Below are 21,457 nucleotides of genomic sequence, written 5' to 3' on the forward strand. Positions count from 1 at the left end.
GCTGGACAGCTCCCGCCTCGCTGCCACCTCATGCGGATGGCGCGCTGTGGTCCGGGCTGACTCGCGAGGGTTCAGGCTGCCAGGCGGCCAGGGCGCTTCGGCCTGTCTCGGTGAGCGCATAGACGCCCCGCTCGAAGCGTTCGAACCAGCCATAGACGTTGCGGTGCAGGATTTTCTGCGCATCGGGACATGACGGCTTGAGATCGCGCGGCCGCTGCGGCGCCAGCGTCATCGCCGCCGCGCAGGCCAGCGCCTGCTGCCGATAGGCGGTCATGATGGGCTTGCGCGTGCTTCCGCCTGCCGATGGATCGCCCTGGCGTCGCTTGTGCTCCTCGACCAACCGCGAACGCCGGCGCGGGTCCTTGCGCGGCGTCGGCGCTGCCGGAGAGACGAGCACGTCGACACGGCCGGATGCGTCCACGCCGAGCAACCCGAAGCCGAGGCGCCGGCACAGATTGCGATAGCGAGGGTCGCTTTCCCGTCCCTTCCCCCGCGGCGAAAGCCGGGCCGCCAGCCAGATTTCGTCGCCCAGACCCATCCGGTCCACGCCCTGGAGGATGAGTTCGAGATTGAAGGTCAGCTTCAGTTCGCCGATCACGACCACGGTCGGATCGTCGTCCCGGAGGCCGACGAGATCGCAGCGGCCGACCTCTCCCTTGACGGTGTAGCCCAGACCTTGAAGGAAGTGCTTGACGGGTAAATAGAGCGACGTTTCCACGCGGACCTCCGGGCAGCCGACCGACAGATATGCCTGATACTCGTTTCACAGAGGCAAACGCAGACCAAGGACGCTTGGCGGGGTGCCCATTCGAGCAGACAGGCAGCGTCAATGGGCTGCGCCCCGCCGCTCGCAGGCCCCGCATGCCGGACGAGAACCCGTGGCGTTACCTCAGCCCGGCGATGCCGAAGCGCCCACAACGAAGGACAAGCCCAAGATGACCAAGGACTTCACCGGCAAGCGCGTGATCGTGATGGGCGGCAGCCGCGGCATCGGGCGCTCGATCGCGCTGCGGTTCGCGGCGCGCGGCGCATCGGTCTCGATCTGTGCCCGCAGCGCCGGACCGCTGGAGGCGACGCGCCGGGAGATCGCCGCGCTCGGCGTCACCGCGCATGCGGCCAGCGTCGATCTCGCCGATGCGGCCGCGATCGAGGCCTATGTGCCTGCGGCGGTGACAGCGCTGGGAGGGCTGGACGTCCTCGTCAACAACGCCTCCGGCTTCGGACATTCCGACGACGAGGAAGGCTGGGCGGCCTCGCTCAGCATCGATATGATGGCTGTGGTCCGCGGCAGCCATGCGGCGATCCCGCATATGAAGCCGGGCTCGTCGATCGTGAACATCTCGTCGATCTCGGGGCTGCGGGCCTCGTCGCGTTCGGCACCCTACGGCGCCGTCAAGGCGGCGGTGATGCATTACACCGCCAGCCAGGCCAAGATGCTGTCGCACAAGGGCATCCGGGTGAACTGCGTCGCGCCCGGCTCGATCGAATTCCCGGGCGGAACCTGGGAGGATCGGAAGACCTCCAACCCCGAGCTCTACCAGTCGACGCTGGCCGGCATCGCCTTCGGCCGCATGGGCAGGCCCGAGGAGGTCGCCGAAGTCGTGCTCTTCCTCGCCTCCGACCGGGCAAGCTGGGTCACGGGTCAGAGCATCGTGGTCGATGGCGGGCAGCTCGTCGGCCCCTGAGTCGGCTTCTCTGACGAGCGAACAGGGAACAGCCTGGCCCGCCGCCTGACGTGCCTGGTCGTCACGCATGTCCATGGCGTGACGGCCGTCCCGCTCCGCAGCCGTGAATTCAGTCGAGCCTGCCGCCATGGACCGGGAAGGCATGCTCGCCGCGCCGCGCGATGCTCAACCGCTGGCGGAAGACCCCCGTTCCGGTCTCGAAGACCTCGACCGCGGGGGCATGATGGCGAATATCCGGCCTCATCAGGCTGGCCCCGCGCATGCTCGCAGGCGCTGAAAGCCCGAACAGATCGAGCACCGTCGGTGCGATATCGATGATGCCGGCGGGTGCTTCCGTCGCGCCTGAAGCGCCGCCTCGCGCCGCGCCACACAGGATCAGCACCGTGTTGAGCTCGTGCCGGTTGAGCCCGCCATGCATCCCGCCGCCCACCGGCACGCCTCCGGTGATCAGGCCCAGGCCCGGCAGGCCATGTGCATCGACGCTGGTATCGGAGCGCAGCACGTAGACGAGTTCCGGCTGCCGCGCATGGTCGAGGCCGACGAGCGCGGTCGAGAAGGTTCCTTCCACCGCGCCCCGCACGGGATCGTCCGATGGCGTGAACACCATGCCGATCTCGTCGCGCTGCATCAGCCAGTTCGCGATCTGGTCGCGCCGGTGCATATCGCCGTCGACCATGCGGATTTCGCCCATGTTGCCGCCCGTCACCGTCACGGCGGCACCATTGATCGCCCGAGCGGAGGCGCGCGCCGCCTTGTGGCCGGCTTCGTCGAGCAGGCCGGCGATGTCGGCCACGCCCGAGCTGGAAATCTGGCCGTGATCGGAGGCCACGATGATGGCGATGTCGTCGGCATCCGACCGGGCGTCGATCGCCGCACGGATTCGCCCGAACGCGGCATCGACCGCCGTGATGACGGCATTCGTGTCGTCGGAGGCCAGGAACTTGTAGTGAAACGAGGTGTCGGGCTCGTTGAACCAGATCAGCGCGACATCCGGGTCCATGTCGCCCAGCACATGCTCGATGAAGACGCGCGTGACGTACTCCGTCTCCTCGAAGCGCGGGAGGGTGCGGGGCGGCAGCGGCCCGAAGCGCTCCACCACCTCGTCGACGGCGTGAGGCGTCCGCGTGGCTTCCTGGCCCATCACCGAGAAGGTCCAGTGGCCATGGGCGGCCGCCCGCGGATTGATCGCATAGGTCGAGCCGGCCGAGCCGGAATGGACCACGGCAAAGCTCTTGCCCTGTGCCGCCAACCGGTCGCCAAGCGTTTCCGGAGCGATCAAGGGCCCGTTGAGGCGCTCTTCGGCCAAAGCGAGATCGGCAGCCAGCGAGGTGTCGAGCACGAAATCGGGGGTCACCTCGGGGAAATAGAAGCTGTTGCCGACGATGCCATGGATTGCCGGCGGCGCGCCGGTCGAGATCGAGGACGTCGCCACCCGCGTCATCGACGGGAACACCGAGCGCGCCTCCCGGAACCAGGTGCCTTCGCCGGCGAATGCCGCCAGATTCGGCATGCGCTCCGGCGTCACCATGTCGGGCCTCAGCCCGTCGAACACCACAACGACGACCCGTGACGCTTTTTGCATGCTGCTATCTCAAGGTTGGATCGAGCTTGTCGCGCAGCCAGTCGCCGAGCACGGAGACGGCCAGCGTCGTGCAGACGATGGTCAGTGCCGGCGAGAGCATGATCCAGGGCGCGCGCGTGATGTATTCCCGGCCATAGCCGACCATGTTGCCAAGGCTGGTCATCGGCGGCTGAACGCCGAGCCCAAGGAAGGACAGGCCGCTTTCGAGCAGGATCACTTCAGGGAAGACCAGCGTCATCGAGACGATCAGCGTCGAGGCGATGTTGGGCAGGATATGGCGCAGATAGACCCGCATCGGCGAGGCGCCGAGCTGCCGGCAGGCCGAAGCATAGCCCTGCGCACTGGCGGAAATGGCCAGGCCGCGCGAGATGCGGGCATAGCGTTCCCAGCCGAACAGGCCCATCAGCCCGATGAGCAGACCCAGCGAATTGCCGAAGAAGGCCAGCACCGACAGCGCCAGGATCAGGAAGGGCATCGAGGCCTGGAAGTCGGCCAGCATCAGCACGATCTGCTCGACCAGGCCCCGAAAATACGCGGCGAGAAAGCCAAGCGTCGTTCCCAGAACCGCCGAGATGATCGACGCGCCGAAGGCGATCAGAAGCGAGATGCGGATCGAGATCAAGAGCCGCGAGAGCACGTCGCGGCCCAGTTCGTCGGTCCCCAGGATATGGGGCAACGTCCCCGGAGGCACGAGCCGGTTGCGCAGGTTCGGCGCGGTGTAGACGAACGGGCTGATCAGCGGCGCGACGATGGCGATAACGATCATCGCGACCAGCCAGAGAAGCGCGATCTTGACCAGCAGCGGCATGTCCTGGCCCGGCCAGCGACGGCCAAACACTTTCTGTGCCGCAGCCGCAGGGAGCGCCTGATCACTCATGCCGCTTTTCCCACCGTTTGCCGCAGGCGCGGATCGAGGAAACCATAGAGAAAATCGACGATGAGGTTCGAGCTCACCATCGTGGCGGCGACCAGAAGCAGGATGCACTGGACGACGGCGAGATCACGGTTCGCCACCGCCACGACCAAGAGCCTGCCGACGCCGGGCCAGGAGAACACGCTCTCGACCACCACCGCGCCGGCGATCAGCGTGCCGATCATGAAGCCGATGATCGTCACGGTCGGGATCGCGGCGTTAGGCAGGGCATGGCCGATGATGACGTCGCGCCACGGCACGCCCTTGGCGCTGGCCGTGCGGATGAAGGGCTGGCCGAGGACTTCGAGCATGGCGCTGCGGGTGAAGCGCGCGAGCACTGCGGCCCCACCGATGCCGAGGGTGAGCACGGGCAGGATCGCATGGCGCCAGCTGTCCTGCCCGCCCGACGGCAGCCAGCCGAGCTTCACGGCGAAGATCAGGACCAGCGTGAGGCCGAGCACGAAGCTGGGAATGGTGAAGCCCGCCACGGAGAGCATCATCACCATGCGGTCGGCCAGGCTGCCGCGATGCAGGGCGGCATAGATGCCGGCGGGAACGCCGACGCACAGTTTGATGGCGAGCGCCGGCAATGTCAGCGCGAGCGTGATGGGGATGCGCTCCACCACCAGTTCGATCGCGGAGCGCCCATCGCGCATCGAGCGGCCGAGCTCGCCCTGGGCGATCGCCCCGAAATAGTGGAAATACTGCAGCCAGAGCGGATCATCGAGACCCCAGGCCGCCCGGAAGGCGGCGATCGCCTCCGGCGGCGCCTCGGGACCCAGAATGATCTGCGCGGGATCGCCCGACAGGCGCAACACCACGAAGGCGAAGGTGACGACCAGCGCGATGGTGATGGCCGCGCGCCCGAAGCGGATGGCGAAATAGCGCAGCATCACGCGGCCTTGCTGTTGGGCATGCTGGACGGCTCGACCAGATGGCAGGCGACGCGGCGGCCAAACCCCTGTTCGACGGAGCGCAGCACGGGGGCCTCCTGCTTGCAGCGCGCGATGGCCAGCGGACAGCGGGGATGAAAACTGCAGCCGCCCGGCCGATCGGCGGGGTTCGGCGGCTCGCCCGTCAGCACGATGCGGGCCTGGCCGCTGCTACGCTTTGTGACCGGCGCAGCCGAAACGAGGGCGCGCGTATAGGGGTGCAGCGGCGCGGCAAAGAGGTCGTCCGCGTCCCCCTCCTCGACGAAATCGCCGAGATACATCACCGCCACACGGTTGGAGACCTGCCGGACCACGCGCAGATCATGGCTGATGAACAGCATGGCGAGCCCGAACTCTGCCTGCAGATCGACCAGCAGATTGACCACCTGCGCCTGAATCGACACGTCGAGCGCCGAGACGGGCTCGTCGCAGACGAGAAAGTCGGGCCTGGTCATCAGGGCCCGCGCCAGCACGACGCGCTGGCGCTGGCCGCCGGAGAGTTCGTGCGGATAGCGGGTCATCTGCTCGGATGACAGGCCGACGCGGGCGAGCATCTCCTGCGCCAGCCGAAGGCGCTGCGCTTGATCGCCGATGCGGTGGATGTCGAGCGGCTCCTGCACCTGGACGATGACCGGCAAGCGGCGATCGAGCGCGCCGAGCGGATCCTGATAGATCATCTGCATGCGCGCGCGCTGCGCTCGCCATGCGGGCGAGCCCGATGCCGGCATCGGCTCGCCGGCAAAGCGCACCTGCCCTTCGTCCGGGGCCTCGAGGCCCAGCGCCATGCGGCCCATCGTGGACTTGCCGGAGCCGGACTCGCCGACGATGCCCAGCGTCTCGCCGGCGGCGATGCTGAAGCTGACGCGGTTGACCGCGCGAACCTTGGTGACGGCGCCGAACAGGCCCCGCCGCGACCCGTAGGTCCGCGACAGGTCCGTGGCTCTGAGCAGGACAGTACTCATGCCAGCTCGAGCTCGCGGTCAGGCGCGGGAGCCGGAACCACTGGCTCGAACACGCAGGCCACGCGCCTGTCCGTTGCGGCATTGCGCAAAGCGGGCACCACCTCGCGGCAGATCTCGGCCGCCTGCGTGCAGCGCGGCGCAAAGGCGCAACCCTTGGGCAGCGCGCGCGGATCGGGCACGACGCCGGGAATCGAGACCAGCTTGCGGCGCGCGCCCCCCAGCGGAGGCAAGGAGTTCAGGAGACCCTGCGCATAAGGGTGCCGGGGCGCCGCAAAGAGCTCGGCGGCCGGCGCTTCTTCGACGATCCGCCCCGCATACATCACCGCGACGCGATCGCAGGTCTCGGCGATGACGCCCAGGTCGTGGCTGATCAGCACGAGCGCCATGCCCATCTCGCGCCGCACCGTGTTGAGCAGATCGAGGATCTGAGCCTGAATGGTCACGTCGAGCGCCGTTGTCGGCTCGTCGGCCACCAGGATGTCAGGCGCGCCAGCCAGCGCCATGGCGATCATGACGCGCTGGTTCTGCCCGCCGGAGAATTCGTGCGGATAGGCCGAGAGGCGCCGTTCCGCGTCGGGAATGCCGACCAGATCAAAAAGACGCTTGGCCTCGGCCTTGATCGCCCGGCCGGACAGGCCGCGGTGCAGGGACAAGGCCTCCCCGATCTGGGTTCCGACCTTGAGCACCGGGTTGAGCGCGCTGGTCGGGTCCTGGAAGATCATGGCGACGCGGCCGCCGCGCACCTTGTCGAGCGCGGCGGGCCTTGCGCCCACGAGTTCCAGATCATCGAGCCTTGCGCTGCCGGAGACCCGCGCCTTGCCGGGCAACAGGCCCAGCGCGGCGAGCCAGGTCACGGACTTGCCCGATCCCGACTCGCCGACGAGGCCGAGCGCCTCCCCCTTGCCGATCGACAGATCGATGCCGTGCAGGACAGTCACGCCGTCGAAGCGAACCGTCAGGCCCGACAGGGTGAGCCGTGTCGAGGCCATCTGCCGGCCCGCCTCAAACATAATTGCCGGGCCGGAAGTCCATGGCGAAGGCCGGCGAGGCCTTCCACTGCAAGGCCTTGGGCTTGGCGGTGAAGGTCGCGTTCTGATGCAGGACGGTATAGGCGGGGTCCTCGCGCTCGCAGATTTCCAGCATGCGGCGGAAGGCGGTGCGGCGGCGGGCCCGGTCGGTCGAGGTCTCCAGCACCTCGCAGAGCTGGTTCATCTCGGCATTAGTCCATTCGCCGATCTGCTGCTGCTGGCCGTTGGGCCCATGCTGGTTGACGATCGACGACACCGGATCGCTGAAGGGGGCTGAGTTCGACCAGTCGCGCACCGCACGGCTGTCGTCGCGCTGCATGATCTGCGACCAGTTCTCGAGCGAATTGATCTGCACGTTGAGACCGACCGAGCGCCACATCTCCGTGAGGATTTGCGCGGTGGCGTTCTGGTTGGTGTAGTAGTTGTTCAGCAGGCGATAGGGGATCGGGTCACCCTTGTAGCCCGCCTGCTTGAGAAGGTCGGCGGCCAGCTTCGGGTTGTATTCGGGCACCGTCCAGTCGGCGTGGAACATGTCGCCGTAGTATTCCCACTGCAGGCCGGCTGGCACCTTGGTGCGGCCCGCCCAGAGCGAGTTGACGATGGCCTGCCTGTCGATGGCGTGGGTGAAGGCGCGCCGCACGAGCGGGTTCTGCAGCTGGGCATGGTTCTTGTCGAACACGGTCAGGCGGTGATTGAGGATGGTGCCGCCCTGCACCTCGAAGCCGGCATTCTTCTCGATGTCGCTGATCTGGTCGGGCGGGATGTCGCAGGCGAACTGGTACTGGCCGGAGAGCAGGCCGGCGATGCGGCTCGGCACTTCGGCCACCTCGACGAAGCGGATGCGCTTCAGCGGCGGGCGGCCGCCCCAGTATTCGTCATGGGCTTCGAGCGTGAGCGAATTGTCGGGACGGAACTCGACCACTTTGTAGGGGCCGGTGGTGATCGGCTTGCGGGCCCAGTCGAGATAGCTGGCGGCGTCTTCCCAGCCCTTGCGGCTCATGATGTCCGAGCCGTAGCGCGCCAAGCGGCCTTCCAGCGTCACGTCCGGCGTCGCGTTGTAGAAGCGGACGGTGTATTTATCGATGGCGTCGACGCGCAGCAGGTCGGGCCAGGCCCGGCGCGCCACGGCGGGGATGTCGACCGGCAGTTCCTTGCCGGGACGCGGCGTCGGGATCGTCTCGAATGCCTTGATGGTCGAGCGGTTCTTGGCCGCAGTGTTGCCGAACATGCGCTCGCGGGAGAACGTAAAGACGACGTCCTCGGCAGTCAGTTCGGCGCCGTTGTGAAATTTCACGCCCTGCCGCAGCTTGAGCTCGATCGTCTGGTCGTCGATGCGCTTCCACTCGGTGGCGAGGCCGGGACGCGGCAGCAGGTTGCCGAGCCAGTCCTTGCCGATCAGCGGCTCCCAGAGCGAGGTGAAAAAGACGCGCTCGCCGACATTGGACTGCTCGCGCAGCACGTCGAGCGTGTTGGAGTTGACGATCTTCTGCACCGCAATGGTGATCGAGGGACGGTTATCCGCCTGGCCGATGGCGAATTGCGGCAGGGCGGATGCACCCAGTGTCGCCGCGCCGAACTGCAGCGCCTTGCGTCGCGTAAAAGCGGCCATGACAGTCTCTCCGTTGATTGAATGGGCGATTTTCGAACGCCGTCGGGACCCGCCGGGACCCAAGCCTGGGGCCGCGGCGCCATGACTTCGAACGCTAGTCAGCCAGAGCAACAGCTGGATGACATGACGCTGGGCGCCAGTGCCGTTACTGCGCCAGACCCAGCGCGATCAGGTGATCTGCGCCTGCCCTGACGGTTTCCTTGTTGCGGACCTCGAGGATCAGGCGCGGGTTGCTGTTCAGCCGCTCGAGCGCGCGGAACACGGAGGCCCACCGGATGTTGCCCTCGCCCGGATTCCAGTGGCGGTCGGCATAGCCGTCCGTATCCTGAAGATGGACGTGGTGGAGCATGTCGCCCGCAGCATGGACGAAGTAGTCGACCGGCGGCGCGCCGGTCGAGCCATGGGCGTAATTGGCGTGGCCGGTGTCGATCGAGACGCGGACGAACTCGCTGTCGAAGGAGCGGGCGAGATCGACGCGGATATGGGCGTCCTTGTCCTCGATGTTCTCGATGACGAGCACGACGCCCATATCGGCCGCACGCCGGACCGCGTCGCCGATGGCGGCATGCGTCAGCTCGATCGTCGCCTGGCGCGCATCCTGATGATCGTCGAGGTTGTTGTAGTCCCAGGTCGTGTAGGGCGAGTGGATCACCATCTGCGTCGCGCCGAGATGGGCGCAGACATCCAGCCCCTGATGCATGCGCTTATGGACGACGGCCCGCACATCGGGGTCTTTCGAGGCGATGCTGAAGCCCCAGAACGGGCCGTGAATGCCCAGGCGTCCGGTATGGCCGTCGATCGTCTGCTTGACCTCGTCGGCCAGCGGCCTCCAGTCGCCGTTCAGGACATCGGCGAAAAAGAAATCCTGCACCTCCAGATCGCGCTGCTTGTCGAGGATCCAGTCGCGGTGAAGACGGATGCCGGCGAGCGGGAGCGCGACGCCGAGGACGGGCAAGGCTTGGTGAATGGCCATAGGAGCGGTCCGGAAAGACGGGAAATCGGATCTGGGACCGGGCAATGCCCCAGCTGGCAGACGCCTCTGCCTCGGCGCGGAACTAGCCTGCGGCCGGTGACGAGCAGATGACAGATCGACCCGAGATGTGGGGGGAAGCGGTCGATCTCGCCGATTCGCCTAGCTGGCTATCGACAATGCCGAGAAAAGGGCCGCGGCGGGTCGCTCCTGGTGTCCGGCACGTCGTCGCGCCTGATCGGTGCCGCCGCGACCGCCTACCCAAGCGAGCGGCCGCCACGGGATCAGCGCGACGACGCGTCCGAAGCGGTCTCGCTGGCTTACGCGAAATGCCTGCGCAGGGGCCGCGGCGGCATGTTGGTGGTGGTGCCGCCGATATCGGTCCAGCGCGAGGTGTCCTGCGCGATCATCATGCGGGGCTCGACGAGATCATGGCGGATCTTGCCGCCTTCCAGGGTCCAGACCAGATAACCCGGTCGCGACCAGCGCCGCCATTTGCGCCATTGGCGCTCGAAATTGATCATGGCCGTCGGCGGCGCCCAGACGATGCCCATGCCCTGATAGCGGAGCCTGCGGTAGACATGCAGATGACCGCAGGCGATCACCTTGACGCCCGCGTCGCGACAGGTGTCGAGCAGCGCCCGCCGTGCCGGATGCGGCACGCAGGAGGTGGTCGGGCGTTCATCCTTCGCATCGGTCTCGAAGGGCGGCATGTGCATGAAGACCATGGCCTGGCGGGGGCCCCGCGAGGCGAGCTGCGTGCGCAGGAAGGCGAGCTGTGCCGCCTCCTCCGCCAGGCCCGAGGCCATCAGGGCGCTGTCGAGCCCGATCAGTCGCCAATTGCCGAGATCGTGGCTCCACCACATCGGGCCGACAGCCGTCGTCCAGGCCGCCATGCGCGCCGCGTCGATCGGCTGATCGAGCCGCGAGAAAGGCGGGGCCTCGCCGATGTCGTGGTTGCCCGCCAGCGTCAGCACGGGCGCCGGCAGCCGGTCCAGCTGCGCCTTCGCGAAGGCGAGATCGGCGCGCCTCACCGGGCCGTTGAACGAAATGTCGCCGGTATGGACGATCAGGTCCGGCTTTAGCGCCTGCATCTCGTCGACGAAGACATCGAAGTTGTCGATGAAATAAGCATGGGTCTCGGACAGGTGCGTGTCCGAAACCTGGACGACGCGCAGGGGGCGGTCGGATGGGTCGGCTGCGCTCATCTCAGGCGAAGCTCAGATTGTCGGCGCGCAGGTCCATGAAGAAGAAGCTGTAGGGCGTCCAGTTGACCTTCTTCTTCACGCCATAGGTTTCCAACGGCTGGTACAGGATCGTCCCGGGGCAGGCATCCTCATAGGCGTCGAGCATCTGGGAGAACAGCGCCTTGCGCTTCACCGGATCGGTCTCTCCGAGCAGCGCACGCCCCGCGGTGTTGAAGGGCGCGGCATCCGCCTCGGCGAAGGCCTTGGTCGTCTGGAAGGCGGAAGCCGGGCCCCAGCTCGGCCAGATCGCGCCGAGCGGATCGGGAAAGCGGGTCGAGTTCGAGGTGTTGCCGACCTGCTGACCGGGACCTTGCATCTGGGCGAAGTTCTCGACCACCTGCAGGCGCGCGTCGATGCCCACCGCCTTCCACATCTCGACGATGATCTGCGCGGCGTCGAGCGCGCCGGTGTAATAGTTCGGCATGGTGCGATAGGTGATCGGCTCGCCCTTGTAACCGGCTTCACGCAGCAGCGCGCGGGCCCGCTCCGGGTTGAAGGGAAGGCTGCGCCCTTCCAGGAACATGTCGCCATATTCGGGATAATTGTGCGAGGGCGGGATCACCGCCTTGCCCAGCCACAAGGCATCGACCAGCTTGCGCCGGTCGATGGCGAGCGCCAGGGCCTGCCGGATGCGCTTGTCCGACGTGCCGGGGCTGCGCGCGTCGAAGGTCAGCAGATGGCTGTTGGCGAGCACGACCGAACGCGCCTCGACATCCTTGTAGCTCGACATGACCTGGATCTGGTCCGGCGGCACATTGGTGATGAGGTCGAACTCGCCGGAGACAAGGCCGGCGATCCGGGTCGACAGCTCCGGCACTTCGCGGAAGGTGACGCGCCGGGCATTGGGACGACCCATCCAGTAGCCGTCGAAGGCCTCGAACTCCATGAACTCGTTGGCGCGCATGCGCGAGAAGCGGAAGGGGCCGGTCCCGACCGGGTTCTTGCCGAAGCCGTCGAGGCCGACCTTCTCGTAATGGCGCTTGTTGACGATCCAGGAGCACCAGGAGGCAAGCCGCTGCTCCATCAGCACATCGGGCGCGACCGTCTTGAAGCGAACGGTGTGCCTGTCGATCGCCTCGACGGCCTCCAGCGTGCCGAAGAACGGCCGACCGCCCGGGATCTCGGCCTTGTCGCCCCACAGACGCCCGTCCCGGAAGGTGTAGGCGACATCCTCGGCGGTCATCTCGTCGCCATTGTGGAACTTCACGTCCGGCCGGAACTTGACGACCAGCGACCGCGGGTTTTCGCGTTCCCAGGACACAGCGAGATGCGGCACCAGCTTCGAGCCCCCTCCCCCGGACTGGCTCTTGAAGTCGCGCCGGATCACCGTGTCGAAGATGGAATAGGTGACGCGCGTGCCGACATTGTTCAGCTCCATCGCCGGTTCGAGGACCTTGGGCAGTTCGGCGACGGCCACCGTCATGGCCGGGCGCCTGTCGGTCTGGGCGAAGGCGTGAGGGGTGGTGACGACGAACGGTGCGGCAATGGCGCCCTGAACGAAACGGCGGCGATCGAGCGACATGGCGGAGGTTCCAGGAGAGCGGTGGCCGACGGCTATGCGACGCAGGCGACAGGCCCGTGACAGGCCGGCCGGGAGCGGGTCAGGCGGCCCCGTCGAGCGTCGGGTCCAGCCGGTCGCGCAGCCAGTCCCCGAGGAGGCTGACCGACAATGTCGTGAGAAAGATCACGAGGCCGGGGCACACCGCGATCCACCAGGCCTGCAGCAGGTAATTGCGGCCTGCGCCCAGCATCTGTCCGAGAGATGTGCCGGGCGGCTGCACGCCCAGCCCCAGAAAGGAGAGCGTTGTCTCGAGCAGAATCACCCAGGGAAAGGTGATGGTCATCTGCACCACCAAAGAGGCCGCGATGTTGGGCAGGACATGTTTGAGATTGACGCGGTTGGTCGTCGCCCCCAGCGCCTTCACCGCCCGCACATAGAGGGCCGCCTGCTCCGAGATCACCAAGCCCCGCACGAGACGGGTATAGCGCTCCCAGCCCTCAAGGCTGACCAGCACGACGAAGATCAGCAGGTTGGAGCCGACCAGGGCAATGAAAGCGATGGCGATGAAGAAGGCCGGCAAGGCCGCCTGGACATCCACCATCATCATGATGACATCGTCCAGCCAGCCTCTGCGACGGGCGGCGACATAGCCCAACAGGGTTCCGATGGCGGCACCGATCAGCGTTCCAGCCAGCGCAATCGCGATCGAGGTCCGGATTCCGTAGATCAGGCGGCTGAGGATATCGCGCCCGAGGTGATCGGTGCCCAGCAGATAGGCCCAGTCCCCTCCCCAGAACACCGGCGGGCGCAGGCGGCGCGCGAGATTCTGCGTGGCGAAATCATAGGGCGCGAGCACGGGCGCGAGGCAGGATACGACGACCATCAGCAGCAGGAATCCGAGCGCGAGCCGGATGCTGACCGGCATGGCGCCGACGAATATCGAACGCGCGCCGGGCGTGAGGACGCGGGCGGTCAAAGGCTCGGCCGCACTCATGAGGCGTGGCCCTTGGCGCCGAGCACATCGATGCGGGGGTCGATCAGGGCGTGGATGATGTCGACGGCCAGGTTCGAGACGATGATGACGGCCGCGACGAACAGGATCGCGGTCTGGATCACCGCGAGATCGCGGACCCCGGCCGACGACACCAGCAGGCGGCCGACGCCCGGCCAGGCGAAGATCGTCTCGGTGACGGCGGCGCCGGCAAACAGCAGGCCGGTCTCGATACCCAAGAACATCAGCAGCGGCACCGCCGCATTGGGAAAGGCATGCCGCAGGAGCACGGGCAGGCGCGGGACGCCCTTGGCGCGCGCCGTCCGCACGAAGCTCTGGCCCAGAACCTCGAGCATCGCCGTGCGGGTGAAGCGCGCGATCTTGCCGAGCAGGCCGGCGGCGAGCGTCAAGGTCGGCATGACCAGATGCCACCAGGTGTCCGTGCCCGAGGACGGCAGCCAGCGCAGCGTCAGGGCAAACAGCAGGATCAGCAGAATGCCGAGGAAGAATGTGGGGATCGAAAAGCCCAGCACGGCGATCGACATGACGATGCGGTCCAGCGCCGAATTATGCTTCAGCGCCGCCAGCATCCCCAAGGGGATGCCGATGATCAGCGCCAGGGACAGGGCCGCGGCGGCCAGCATCAGCGTGTTGGGAATGGCCTCGGCCACGACCATGACGGCGGAACGACCATCGGCGAACGACACCCCGAGATCGCCGCGTGTCACCGCGATGAGAAAGCGGGCGTATTGCTCCGCGATCGGCCGGTCGAGGCCCCAGCGCTCGCGATACTCCGCCTTGACCAGGGGCGGCGTATCATCGGGCAGGAGGATATCTGTCGGGTCGCCCGCCAGACGGAGGACGACGAACACGGCCGTGACGCAGATCGCGAGCGTCAGAAGCGCTCGCAGCATCCGCCGGACGATGAAGTTCAGCATGCTGCTCCCATTCCTCACGGGACCATCACGCGGCAGTGGGGTCACCATCTCGGCGCTGCTGCAGGGCAGGCTGCCCGGTCGCCTAGCGCGGTCAGGTGTCAGCGAAGTGACACCGAGACGCGGCCTTTCCGGGCGGCGACGTGGCGAGGCTGCCTACTTAACAGGGTCGCGCGTCACCCGATCGGGTCGCGCGGCTGGCTTTTTCCTGATAACGTCGGCTCAACGCCCCGGAAACGAGGCTTGGACGTGCAGCCCTGACCGGGACTCGGCCGCGTGACGGACCACCTCGGACGCGTGGACTGCACATCGCTTACTTAGGAGTGGCGGAGACGGAGGGATTCGAACCCTCGATACCCTTTTGGGGTATGCTCATTTAGCAAACGAGTGCCTTCAGCCTCTCGGCCACGTCTCCGTTGAGATGCTCTATGCCCGATGGCCGACCGCTTTGACAAGCCGTCCAACGGACAATCCCGCCTTTTCCGCAAACAGTGGCTTTTCACGATCGGGGGGCAGCCTTTGCGCCGGCGGGCTGCTCGAACGCGGATGGCAAGCGTGATCCGACTGCCGAGGGTGCCTGATCGTGCGATCGCGCCTCAACGGCCGATCGAAAGTCCGCGAGGGCTCGAATCGACAGGGAGCCGCCGGGCGCCGCTTCCCCCTCAACCAGGCCTCGCACCGCCCCCGCTGGCGCGCAGGAATGCCTCGCTGCCGCCGGCATAACGGCAGGGTTCATGGGCAAGCCCGGCACTTGTCGCAAAGCTGTCAAAGCGACTGGACAGCGCGCGCGCCACCGACTATACCGCGCCCACCAACGGGAAGCGGCTTCACGCTTCTCCGGCGCCCAGATAGCTCAGTTGGTAGAGCATGCGACTGAAAATCGCAGTGTCCCTGGTTCGAATCCAGGTCTGGGCACCATTTCTTCTCCAAATGACAGCTTTGATGCGACCGCGCCGGATCACCCCCTGGCGGGTTCCTCGGCGCCTGCGGACGGCGAGACGTATCTCGCCCGCATCATCAGGAACGGCGATTCGATCACGGCATAGCTGAGGGCCGACAATGCGATCGTCAGCGGCAAGACGAGCACGAGCCCCGTCAGATAAGGCGTACCCAGCGGCAGCGGCATCACGCGCGCCACGAGCATCCACACCAGGATATGCCATGCATAGATCGAATAACTGATCTTGCCGAGATAGCTGAGGGCGCTCGACAGCGGGATGCGCATGTGTGCCCGAAGATAGGTGATGATCAGCGCAGCCCAGACCACGCCCTGCAGATCAGGCCAGATGATCCAGAGCGGCGATGCATCGGACAGCCGCAGAAACCGGTACAGGACCACCAGCAGGATGTTCATGGCGACGATGATGAGAACGGGCCAGTACCAGGCGAAGGTCCGGCCTTCGGTTGCCTTGTAGGCGATGCCGGCCAGACATCCGATCAGGAAGATGTCCAGATTCCCGAATATCGAGAAGTAAGCCATGTGATAGACGGTGCCGTTCAGGACGAAGACTGCCGCCCGCATGGTGATCAGAAGGAGGATGAGCGTGCAGTGAAACCGCGGTCCTTTGGCCTTCAAGGCCAGCGCGAGAACCGGGAAGAGGAGATAGAACTGGATCTCGACCATCACCGACCATAACTGGCCGCCAAAGGGGCCATAGGTCATCCGGTACAGATTCGAGACCGGCAGCAGCGACAGGAGATAGTCGATGCCCACCGACGAATTGCGAGGATCGGGCGTCGAGAAATACCCGAGCGTCACCACGAAGACGAACAGAGGATAGATCCTCAAGGCGCGATTGATATAAAATCCCTTGATCGATATATCCTTGCCGTAGGTGATCATGGTCAATATCATGCCACTCAATACCATGAACAGCGAAACGCCAATATAGCCCTGGCCCAGCATAGGCATTCGAATTATATTGATTTCACTATAAAATATCTTCGCGTGATACATCAGCACGATGAATGCCGCAAAGAATCGAAGATGATCAATCCTGTCGATGTATTCGATGTTTCGACTTTTCACCGCAGGACCCTATTCCGGCTTTGATCTGGAGGCGATCACCGCCGCATAGCAGCCACCGATCAGGCAGCATAGCATTGCCGCGGCGGGTGGTCGTCAAGAGCGGATGGTGGGCTGCGGACCTGCCCTCAGGACAGGCGGCGGTCGCGGATGTCAGCGATGCGGTCGCAGATCGCGCGGTGCTCAGCCAGAAGCTGCTGGAGTGGCGTCAGGGGACGGAAGGCACGAGCGTCATGCTCGTCCTCGTCCTCCGCGCCCCAGGCCTCGATCGCCTCGTCGGCGGCTTGCAGATGAGGCTCGAGCGGGGCGTCGGCGCCGAGCTCGCCGCCCTCCTCGGCAATCCGCCGCGCAATCCTGAGACGCAGCGCATGCTCGGCTTCGAGAACGGATTCCAGTTCGTCGGTATAGGCCATTTCGTCGCTCTCACCGGCTGCGAGCCGCGCGGCCGCGCCCTGTATAACGCACAAACGAAACGAGGCGGCAGGGTTCTGCCGCCTCGCTTGCGTGCAAGCGCAGTTGCTGTGCGCCTGGCTACTGGATGATGCCGCGCTTGATCAAACCGTCGATATCGCAGCGGCAGGAGGTGCCGACGGGCTGGGGCCTCGTCTGGCAGGCGCCGCGCGAGGTCGCGCAATAGTCGCCGAAGCGCCCGCGCTGGCGGTAACGGGGCTGCTCGTCATAGCCATAGCGCGGCCGCCGATCCCAGCCGTCATCCCGGCCGCGATAATCCTGGCCGCGATAATCCCGGCCGCGATAATCGTAAGGCTGGCTCTGCACAGGCGGCTGGTAGCGTCGCGGCTGCGGCGGCGGAGCCTGGTAACCGGGAGGCGGAGCCTGGCGTCCATAACCGGGAGGCGGGGGACCGCCGTCTGGCACATTGCCTGCAATCTGTGCGCCGGCCGATGTCACCGCCAGCAGCGTTGCGCCCGCGACCGCGACGAGTGTGAGCTTCCTGAGCATCGAGCTGTTCTCCGACCTGATCCCGCCGCGCCATCTCAATGCGCGGGCGGACAATAAGGTTCCTGTAGCAGGCTCGTGATGAACGGCGCGTGAAACGGCCTGTCACGCCATAGCGGCATCCTGTCCGGCCGCGTTATGCGTCCTCGCCGCGCTCGCGCGGCGGCAGGTCGCTCTCAATCTCCTCAACGGCCTCACCCGGAACGACATAGCTGCCCTTCAACCACCGACCGAGGTCGATATCGGCGCAGCGCGGCGAACAGAAGGGCTTGTAGCGGGCGATGGCCGGCTTGCCGCAGATCGCACAGGGCTTGCCCGTGGGCACGGCGGCGGGTGAGGTATTCTCGTTATCAGCCATATTTGAGCGTGATTCCTCCATCGACCACGAGTTCGAGGCCCGTCACATAGCGCGCCTCGTCGCTCGCGAGGAACAGCGCGGCGAAGGCTACGTCCCAGGCCTCTCCCATATGGCCCATCGGGACCTGCGCGTCACGCGCCGCCCACATCGCGTCGACATCGCCCTCACCATAGGCCTGGGCGAGGCCGGCGGAATGCTCGACCATCGGCGTCTTCATCAGACCGGGCAGGATCGCGTTCACGCGGATCTTCTGGGCGGCATATTGCACGGCGGTGGTGCGCGTGAGCTGGTTCAGCGCCGCCTTGGTGGCGGAATAGCTGGCATAGGGTACCCCGGTGTAGCGGATCGAGGCGATCGAGGAGATGTTGATGATCGAGCCGCCCTCCCCGCTGTCCGCAAACTGGCGCTGCATCACCGGAATGACGTGCTTCATCGCCAGGAAGGCGCCGGTGAGGTTGATCTTGAAGACGCGGTCCCAGGTTTCTTCGGAGAGATCGACGACGCCGCCTACCTCGGCGATGCCGACATTGTTGTCGAGGATGTCGATGCGGCCATAGCGGCCGAGCGTGCGCCCGACGAGATCGGCGACCGCGTCGCCATTGGTCACGTCCGTCTGCACGGCGAAGGCCTGCCCGCCCTCGTTCTGGATGATGGCGGCGGTTTCCTCGGCCGCGGCGAGGTTCAGGTCGGCGCAGATCACCTTCGCGCCTTCGCGCGCGAACACCGTGGCGGTGGCCTTGCCGTTGCCCCAGCCCGGCCCGATCGAGCCCGCGCCGGCCACGATCGCGACCTTGCCCCTGAGTCGTCCAGACATGCCTCATCCTCCCATCGGCGCGCCTTGTCATGCCGGCGCGCTGTTCTCTGGCTCAGGATCGAGGGTTATCGGGCGAGGCGCAAGCGGCCCGGTCCGCAGGAGAGGCCGATTGCACTCGTGACGCGCGGGCTGGCCGTTGCGGGAAAACCGCCAGCACCATCAACGGGGCGTCGTGCTCCGACGGGCAGGCAGCTCAGTGACCGCCGCCTCCGGCAAGGCCGATTCCGGCAATCAGCGAGCCCCACACCTTCAGACGCAGGCCCACGGCCTTGATCACGCCGGTGGCAGCGATCAGATGCCCCGTAAAACCGCTGAGATTGGTGGTGTAGGTCTGAACCAGGCAGCCCGTGCCATCCAGCATGAGCTTTTCCTGCTCTTTATGCTCCAGCTCCAGATACACCAGCAGGGAGCCGCGTCGCACCCGCTCATCGAGATCCACCAGCCGTCCACCCGGGATGATCTGCCCGGTCGAAATGGCGGGTTGGACGTACCGGACGCGGGCGGGCAGTACCGTATTGCTGAAGCTGAGGCCGATATTGGTGTCGCAGGAGATTTCGGCGGGCATGCCTTCGTAGAGGGTGGTGCGCGTGACCTGGGAGAAGCCGGCCGTGATCCTGAGCGGGAGCTTCTCGGGACGGTCGGGGATGATCACCATGGCGGGGCTCAGGATCAGCGTCGATGCGGGACTTCCCTCGCTCATCGCCAGCTGAGTGATGATGCCGTCCGTGAAGGAGCGCACCTCGGTCATGGCGAGCGCGGCTTTGGCGCTTTCCAGAGCAGCCTCGGCGGCCTTCCTCTGCGCGGGGAGCGATTGAGAGATATCCGCCTGCGCCAGGTTCAACTGCGCCTGCGCGCCCGCCAGGCTCGCCTCACCGACCGCGAAGGAGGATTCCGCCAGGCGCAATGTTTCCCGGGAGCCGGAGTTCCGCGCCAGCAGGGTTTGCGCATTCTCGAGGTCGCCTTTCAGCTTGTCGAGCGAAGCACTTGCCATAACGACATTCGCCTGCGCCACCTTCACGGTATCGGCGGCTTTGACTTCGGCAGCGGCGATCTTGTCGAATTCGGCCTCGGCCTGCTTCAGGGCAGCTCTTTGCTTGCTGTTTTCGATGCGGAAGAGCAGGTCGCCGGCCGCGACCCGCTGCCAGTTCTGTACCGCGAGTTCGGTCACGGGACCGCTTGTCTGCGCCACGACCGACACGGTGCGGAACGGCAACAGGCCGGAATAGGATTTCGGGTGGAAGTAGAAGATCGCCAGGAACAGGAAGAAGGCGAGGAACGCCCAGAGGAACATGGCGGTCCGCATGTTCCAGACGGTCATGGCTTCGCCGCGACGCTTCAGCTGGTAGTAGCGGATCACGGCCGGAAAGGACGTCAGGAGAAGCTCAAGCATGCTTGGCGTCCTCCGCCGCAGGGCGCGCCGCATCGACGACGGCCGGCATCTCGGCCGTCTCGTGCTCCGCCTTGCCGATGCTCGGCACATGAAAGCGGGCCCAGTCCGCCGACAGGGCGAGGAGGATCGCGCTCACGGGAAGCAACACGTGGAAATGCTCGAGCGGGAAGATCTCGTAGAGCAGCGCAATCGCCAGCATTGTCGGGATCGTCTTGGCGAGGGGCGTTCCATGGGCCTTGTGCTCGGCCCAGCGGTCGAACGCTGCATAGAGCGTCACGATCCCGTAGAGCGCGAGACAGATCAATCCCAGCGCCACCCACGCCAAGATGTCAGTCTGCCCTGGTGTCGCAAACCAAGAGGGCGCCGCATGCCCCACGCCGTCTTCGATCGCCATCCACACCGCCCCCAGCGTCCACGCCCAAAAACCCTAAAATCGTTCTTGGACGAACTGCAAGATGTAAGTGCGCGGTCGGGGCGGACAGGCCGCAAATTCGTTGCGCCGGCCGACCTGGCCGACGGGCGCCATCAGCCCCTCACCCGACATTCATCCAGCCGAACCGGGAAGCCCTCGCCGCCGAGCAGGTTCACCGTCTCGTAGAGCGGCAGGCCGACGACGGCCGTGTAGCAGCCGACGAGCTTGACGGCGAAGGAGCCGGCGATGCCCTGGATGGCGTAACCGCCGGCCTTGCCGCGCCACTCGCCCGAGGCGAGATAGGTCTCGATGTCCTCGGTCGAGAGCCGCTTGAAGCGCAGCCTCGTTTCGACGACGCGCTCGCGGATCGCGCCCAACGGCGTCACCAGCGCGACGGATGTGTAGACGCGGTGGGCCCGCCCCGAGAGCAGGCGCAGGCAGACTGGAGCGGCTGCACCCAGACAAAGAGCCTACCGTAGAGAAACATGCTCAGTCATTACGTCAATCGTCAGTTAATCCCCCTCAATCGTTGCTACCGCCGGGAATTTCCGATCGTCCGATGCCGACGAAGGTATAACTGCCAGCCCCGAATCCTCGAAGCGGCTTGATCTGGATCAATGAACGAGGAAATAGATTTGGTATTATGAAGGGTTCACAAACCGTCATAGTAAACGAAATATTATTGCATTATCTTAATTTTAATCACTTACGACGATTCTCCACTTAAGGTCGTTTGAGGTGAAACATGAGCGCGTTCTCGGACCGGTTTCGTCGGCTGGCAAGCTCGGCATCTGCAGGACAGATTCGCCAAATTGCAACAACCGATCGGCTTGAGGGCGTCGAAGCGAGCTCATTCCGTTTCGGAGGCAGGCATTCTCCGCTCGCTCTCGCATTCATATCTCCAAACGTCGACTTCGACGCAATCGCGCAAAGTCTTGCAGCGCTTGCTGGCAGCACGCCCGTCATCGCGGTCAGCACCGCTGGTGAACTGTGCTCCCAGCCTGGCGAAAGCGTCTATCTAGGTCGTGTGGACAAACGGGATTCCCAAAACAACTGATGTCTGATTCAACGCTGCTGTTTGAGGAGGGCAGCGGTGCTTCGCGGGTTGATGAGCGACGCGGAATGGGCGTTCTTCGCGCCTTTCC

Annotated in this window: 21 protein-coding genes, 2 tRNA genes and 1 pseudogene; 3 read left to right on the plus strand and 21 right to left on the minus strand. The window is 65.7% G+C overall.

Translation table 11 applies throughout. The features are described 5' to 3' along the window. Positions 1–28 precede the first annotated feature (28 nt). Positions 29–718, minus strand: a complete 690-nt coding sequence (locus AE618_RS23885) for a DUF2161 domain-containing phosphodiesterase (protein ID WP_054211577.1) — start codon at positions 716–718, stop codon at positions 29–31. Between the two features lie 160 nt (positions 719–878). Here AE618_RS23885 and AE618_RS23890 point away from each other — a divergent pair, with 160 nt between their 5' ends. Continuing rightward, positions 879–1,685 (plus strand): SDR family NAD(P)-dependent oxidoreductase, encoded by an 807-nt coding sequence (locus AE618_RS23890; RefSeq protein ID WP_248311004.1) that lies wholly within the window; start codon positions 879–881, stop codon positions 1,683–1,685. A gap of 109 nt (positions 1,686–1,794) precedes the next feature. Here the strand turns inward: AE618_RS23890 and AE618_RS23895 are convergent, their stop codons facing one another. The 12 genes from AE618_RS23895 to AE618_RS23950 all read right to left on the minus strand — a co-directional run bounded on the left by AE618_RS23895 (position 1,795) and on the right by AE618_RS23950 (position 14,770). Continuing rightward, complete coding sequence (locus tag AE618_RS23895; RefSeq protein ID WP_054211578.1) at positions 1,795–3,267, minus strand: alkaline phosphatase family protein; 1,473 nt, start codon at positions 3,265–3,267, stop codon at positions 1,795–1,797. A 4-nt stretch (positions 3,268–3,271) separates the two neighbouring features. Then, positions 3,272–4,075: an ABC transporter permease gene (locus AE618_RS23900; protein ID WP_248311005.1), complete on the minus strand. Its 804-nt coding sequence runs from the start codon at positions 4,073–4,075 to the stop codon at positions 3,272–3,274. A gap of 65 nt (positions 4,076–4,140) precedes the next feature. Continuing rightward, on the minus strand, positions 4,141–5,073 hold the full coding sequence (locus tag AE618_RS23905; protein ID WP_054211580.1) for an ABC transporter permease: 933 nt from the start codon (positions 5,071–5,073) through the stop codon (positions 4,141–4,143). Further along, positions 5,073–6,074, minus strand: a complete 1,002-nt coding sequence (locus tag AE618_RS23910; protein ID WP_054211581.1) for an ABC transporter ATP-binding protein — start codon at positions 6,072–6,074, stop codon at positions 5,073–5,075. The genes AE618_RS23905 and AE618_RS23910 overlap by 1 nt, the downstream gene beginning before the upstream one ends. Next, on the minus strand, positions 6,071–7,063 hold the full coding sequence (locus AE618_RS23915) for an ABC transporter ATP-binding protein (protein ID WP_054211582.1): 993 nt from the start codon (positions 7,061–7,063) through the stop codon (positions 6,071–6,073). The genes AE618_RS23910 and AE618_RS23915 overlap by 4 nt, the downstream gene beginning before the upstream one ends. A gap of 13 nt (positions 7,064–7,076) precedes the next feature. Then, a complete protein-coding gene (locus tag AE618_RS23920; protein WP_054211583.1) occupies positions 7,077–8,711 on the minus strand; it encodes an ABC transporter substrate-binding protein in 1,635 nt (544 codons plus the stop codon). Positions 8,712–8,856: 145 nt separating this feature from the next. Further along, entirely contained in the window at positions 8,857–9,684 is an 828-nt protein-coding gene (locus AE618_RS23925) for a sugar phosphate isomerase/epimerase family protein (protein ID WP_054211584.1), read from the minus strand. 317 nt (positions 9,685–10,001) lie between these two features. After that, positions 10,002–10,889: a metallophosphoesterase family protein gene (locus tag AE618_RS23930; RefSeq protein WP_054211585.1), complete on the minus strand. Its 888-nt coding sequence runs from the start codon at positions 10,887–10,889 to the stop codon at positions 10,002–10,004. A 1-nt stretch (position 10,890) separates the two neighbouring features. Continuing rightward, entirely contained in the window at positions 10,891–12,450 is a 1,560-nt protein-coding gene (locus tag AE618_RS23935; protein WP_054211586.1) for an ABC transporter substrate-binding protein, read from the minus strand. A gap of 79 nt (positions 12,451–12,529) precedes the next feature. Next, complete coding sequence (locus tag AE618_RS23940) at positions 12,530–13,423, minus strand: ABC transporter permease (RefSeq protein ID WP_082365536.1); 894 nt, start codon at positions 13,421–13,423, stop codon at positions 12,530–12,532. Beyond that, a complete protein-coding gene (locus AE618_RS23945) occupies positions 13,420–14,358 on the minus strand; it encodes an ABC transporter permease (RefSeq protein ID WP_054211587.1) in 939 nt (312 codons plus the stop codon). Before AE618_RS23945 ends, AE618_RS23940 begins: the two co-directional genes overlap by 4 nt. A 321-nt stretch (positions 14,359–14,679) precedes the next feature. After that, positions 14,680–14,770: transfer RNA gene (locus AE618_RS23950), tRNA-Ser, on the minus strand. A gap of 427 nt (positions 14,771–15,197) precedes the next feature. Between AE618_RS23950 and AE618_RS23955 the strand changes: the two genes are divergently transcribed. Then, a tRNA-Phe gene (locus tag AE618_RS23955) sits at positions 15,198–15,273 on the plus strand. Positions 15,274–15,313: 40 nt separating this feature from the next. On the opposite strand, the gene AE618_RS23960 is transcribed toward AE618_RS23955, so the two are convergent. The 8 genes and pseudogenes from AE618_RS23960 to AE618_RS23995 all read right to left on the minus strand — a co-directional run. Then, complete coding sequence (locus AE618_RS23960) at positions 15,314–16,384, minus strand: acyltransferase family protein (RefSeq protein ID WP_082365537.1); 1,071 nt, start codon at positions 16,382–16,384, stop codon at positions 15,314–15,316. 125 nt (positions 16,385–16,509) lie between these two features. Next, positions 16,510–16,794 (minus strand): hypothetical protein, encoded by a 285-nt coding sequence (locus AE618_RS23965; RefSeq protein WP_054211589.1) that lies wholly within the window; start codon positions 16,792–16,794, stop codon positions 16,510–16,512. A gap of 118 nt (positions 16,795–16,912) precedes the next feature. Continuing rightward, positions 16,913–17,341, minus strand: a complete 429-nt coding sequence (locus AE618_RS23970) for a hypothetical protein (protein WP_054211590.1) — start codon at positions 17,339–17,341, stop codon at positions 16,913–16,915. Between the two features lie 133 nt (positions 17,342–17,474). Beyond that, a complete protein-coding gene (locus tag AE618_RS23975) occupies positions 17,475–17,696 on the minus strand; it encodes a DNA gyrase inhibitor YacG (protein WP_054211591.1) in 222 nt (73 codons plus the stop codon). Further along, entirely contained in the window at positions 17,689–18,510 is an 822-nt protein-coding gene (locus AE618_RS23980; RefSeq protein WP_054211592.1) for an SDR family NAD(P)-dependent oxidoreductase, read from the minus strand. The genes AE618_RS23975 and AE618_RS23980 overlap by 8 nt, the downstream gene beginning before the upstream one ends. A 193-nt stretch (positions 18,511–18,703) precedes the next feature. Beyond that, positions 18,704–19,900 (minus strand): HlyD family secretion protein, encoded by a 1,197-nt coding sequence (locus tag AE618_RS23985; RefSeq protein ID WP_054211593.1) that lies wholly within the window; start codon positions 19,898–19,900, stop codon positions 18,704–18,706. Beyond that, positions 19,893–20,294, minus strand: coding sequence for a hypothetical protein (locus tag AE618_RS23990; RefSeq protein ID WP_197280872.1), 402 nt, complete (start codon positions 20,292–20,294; stop codon positions 19,893–19,895). Before AE618_RS23990 ends, AE618_RS23985 begins: the two co-directional genes overlap by 8 nt. A 131-nt stretch (positions 20,295–20,425) precedes the next feature. Next, positions 20,426–20,761: pseudogene (locus tag AE618_RS23995) on the minus strand (Maf family protein); the annotation flags it as partial. A gap of 296 nt (positions 20,762–21,057) precedes the next feature. On the opposite strand from AE618_RS23995, the gene AE618_RS28240 reads away from it, so the two are divergent. Next, positions 21,058–21,369, plus strand: coding sequence for an FIST N-terminal domain-containing protein (locus tag AE618_RS28240; protein WP_156330468.1), 312 nt, complete (start codon positions 21,058–21,060; stop codon positions 21,367–21,369). Positions 21,370–21,457 lie beyond the last annotated feature (88 nt).

Source organism: Allobosea vaviloviae (genome assembly GCF_001298265.1).
Classification (GTDB): domain Bacteria; phylum Pseudomonadota; class Alphaproteobacteria; order Rhizobiales; family Beijerinckiaceae; genus Allobosea; species Allobosea vaviloviae_B.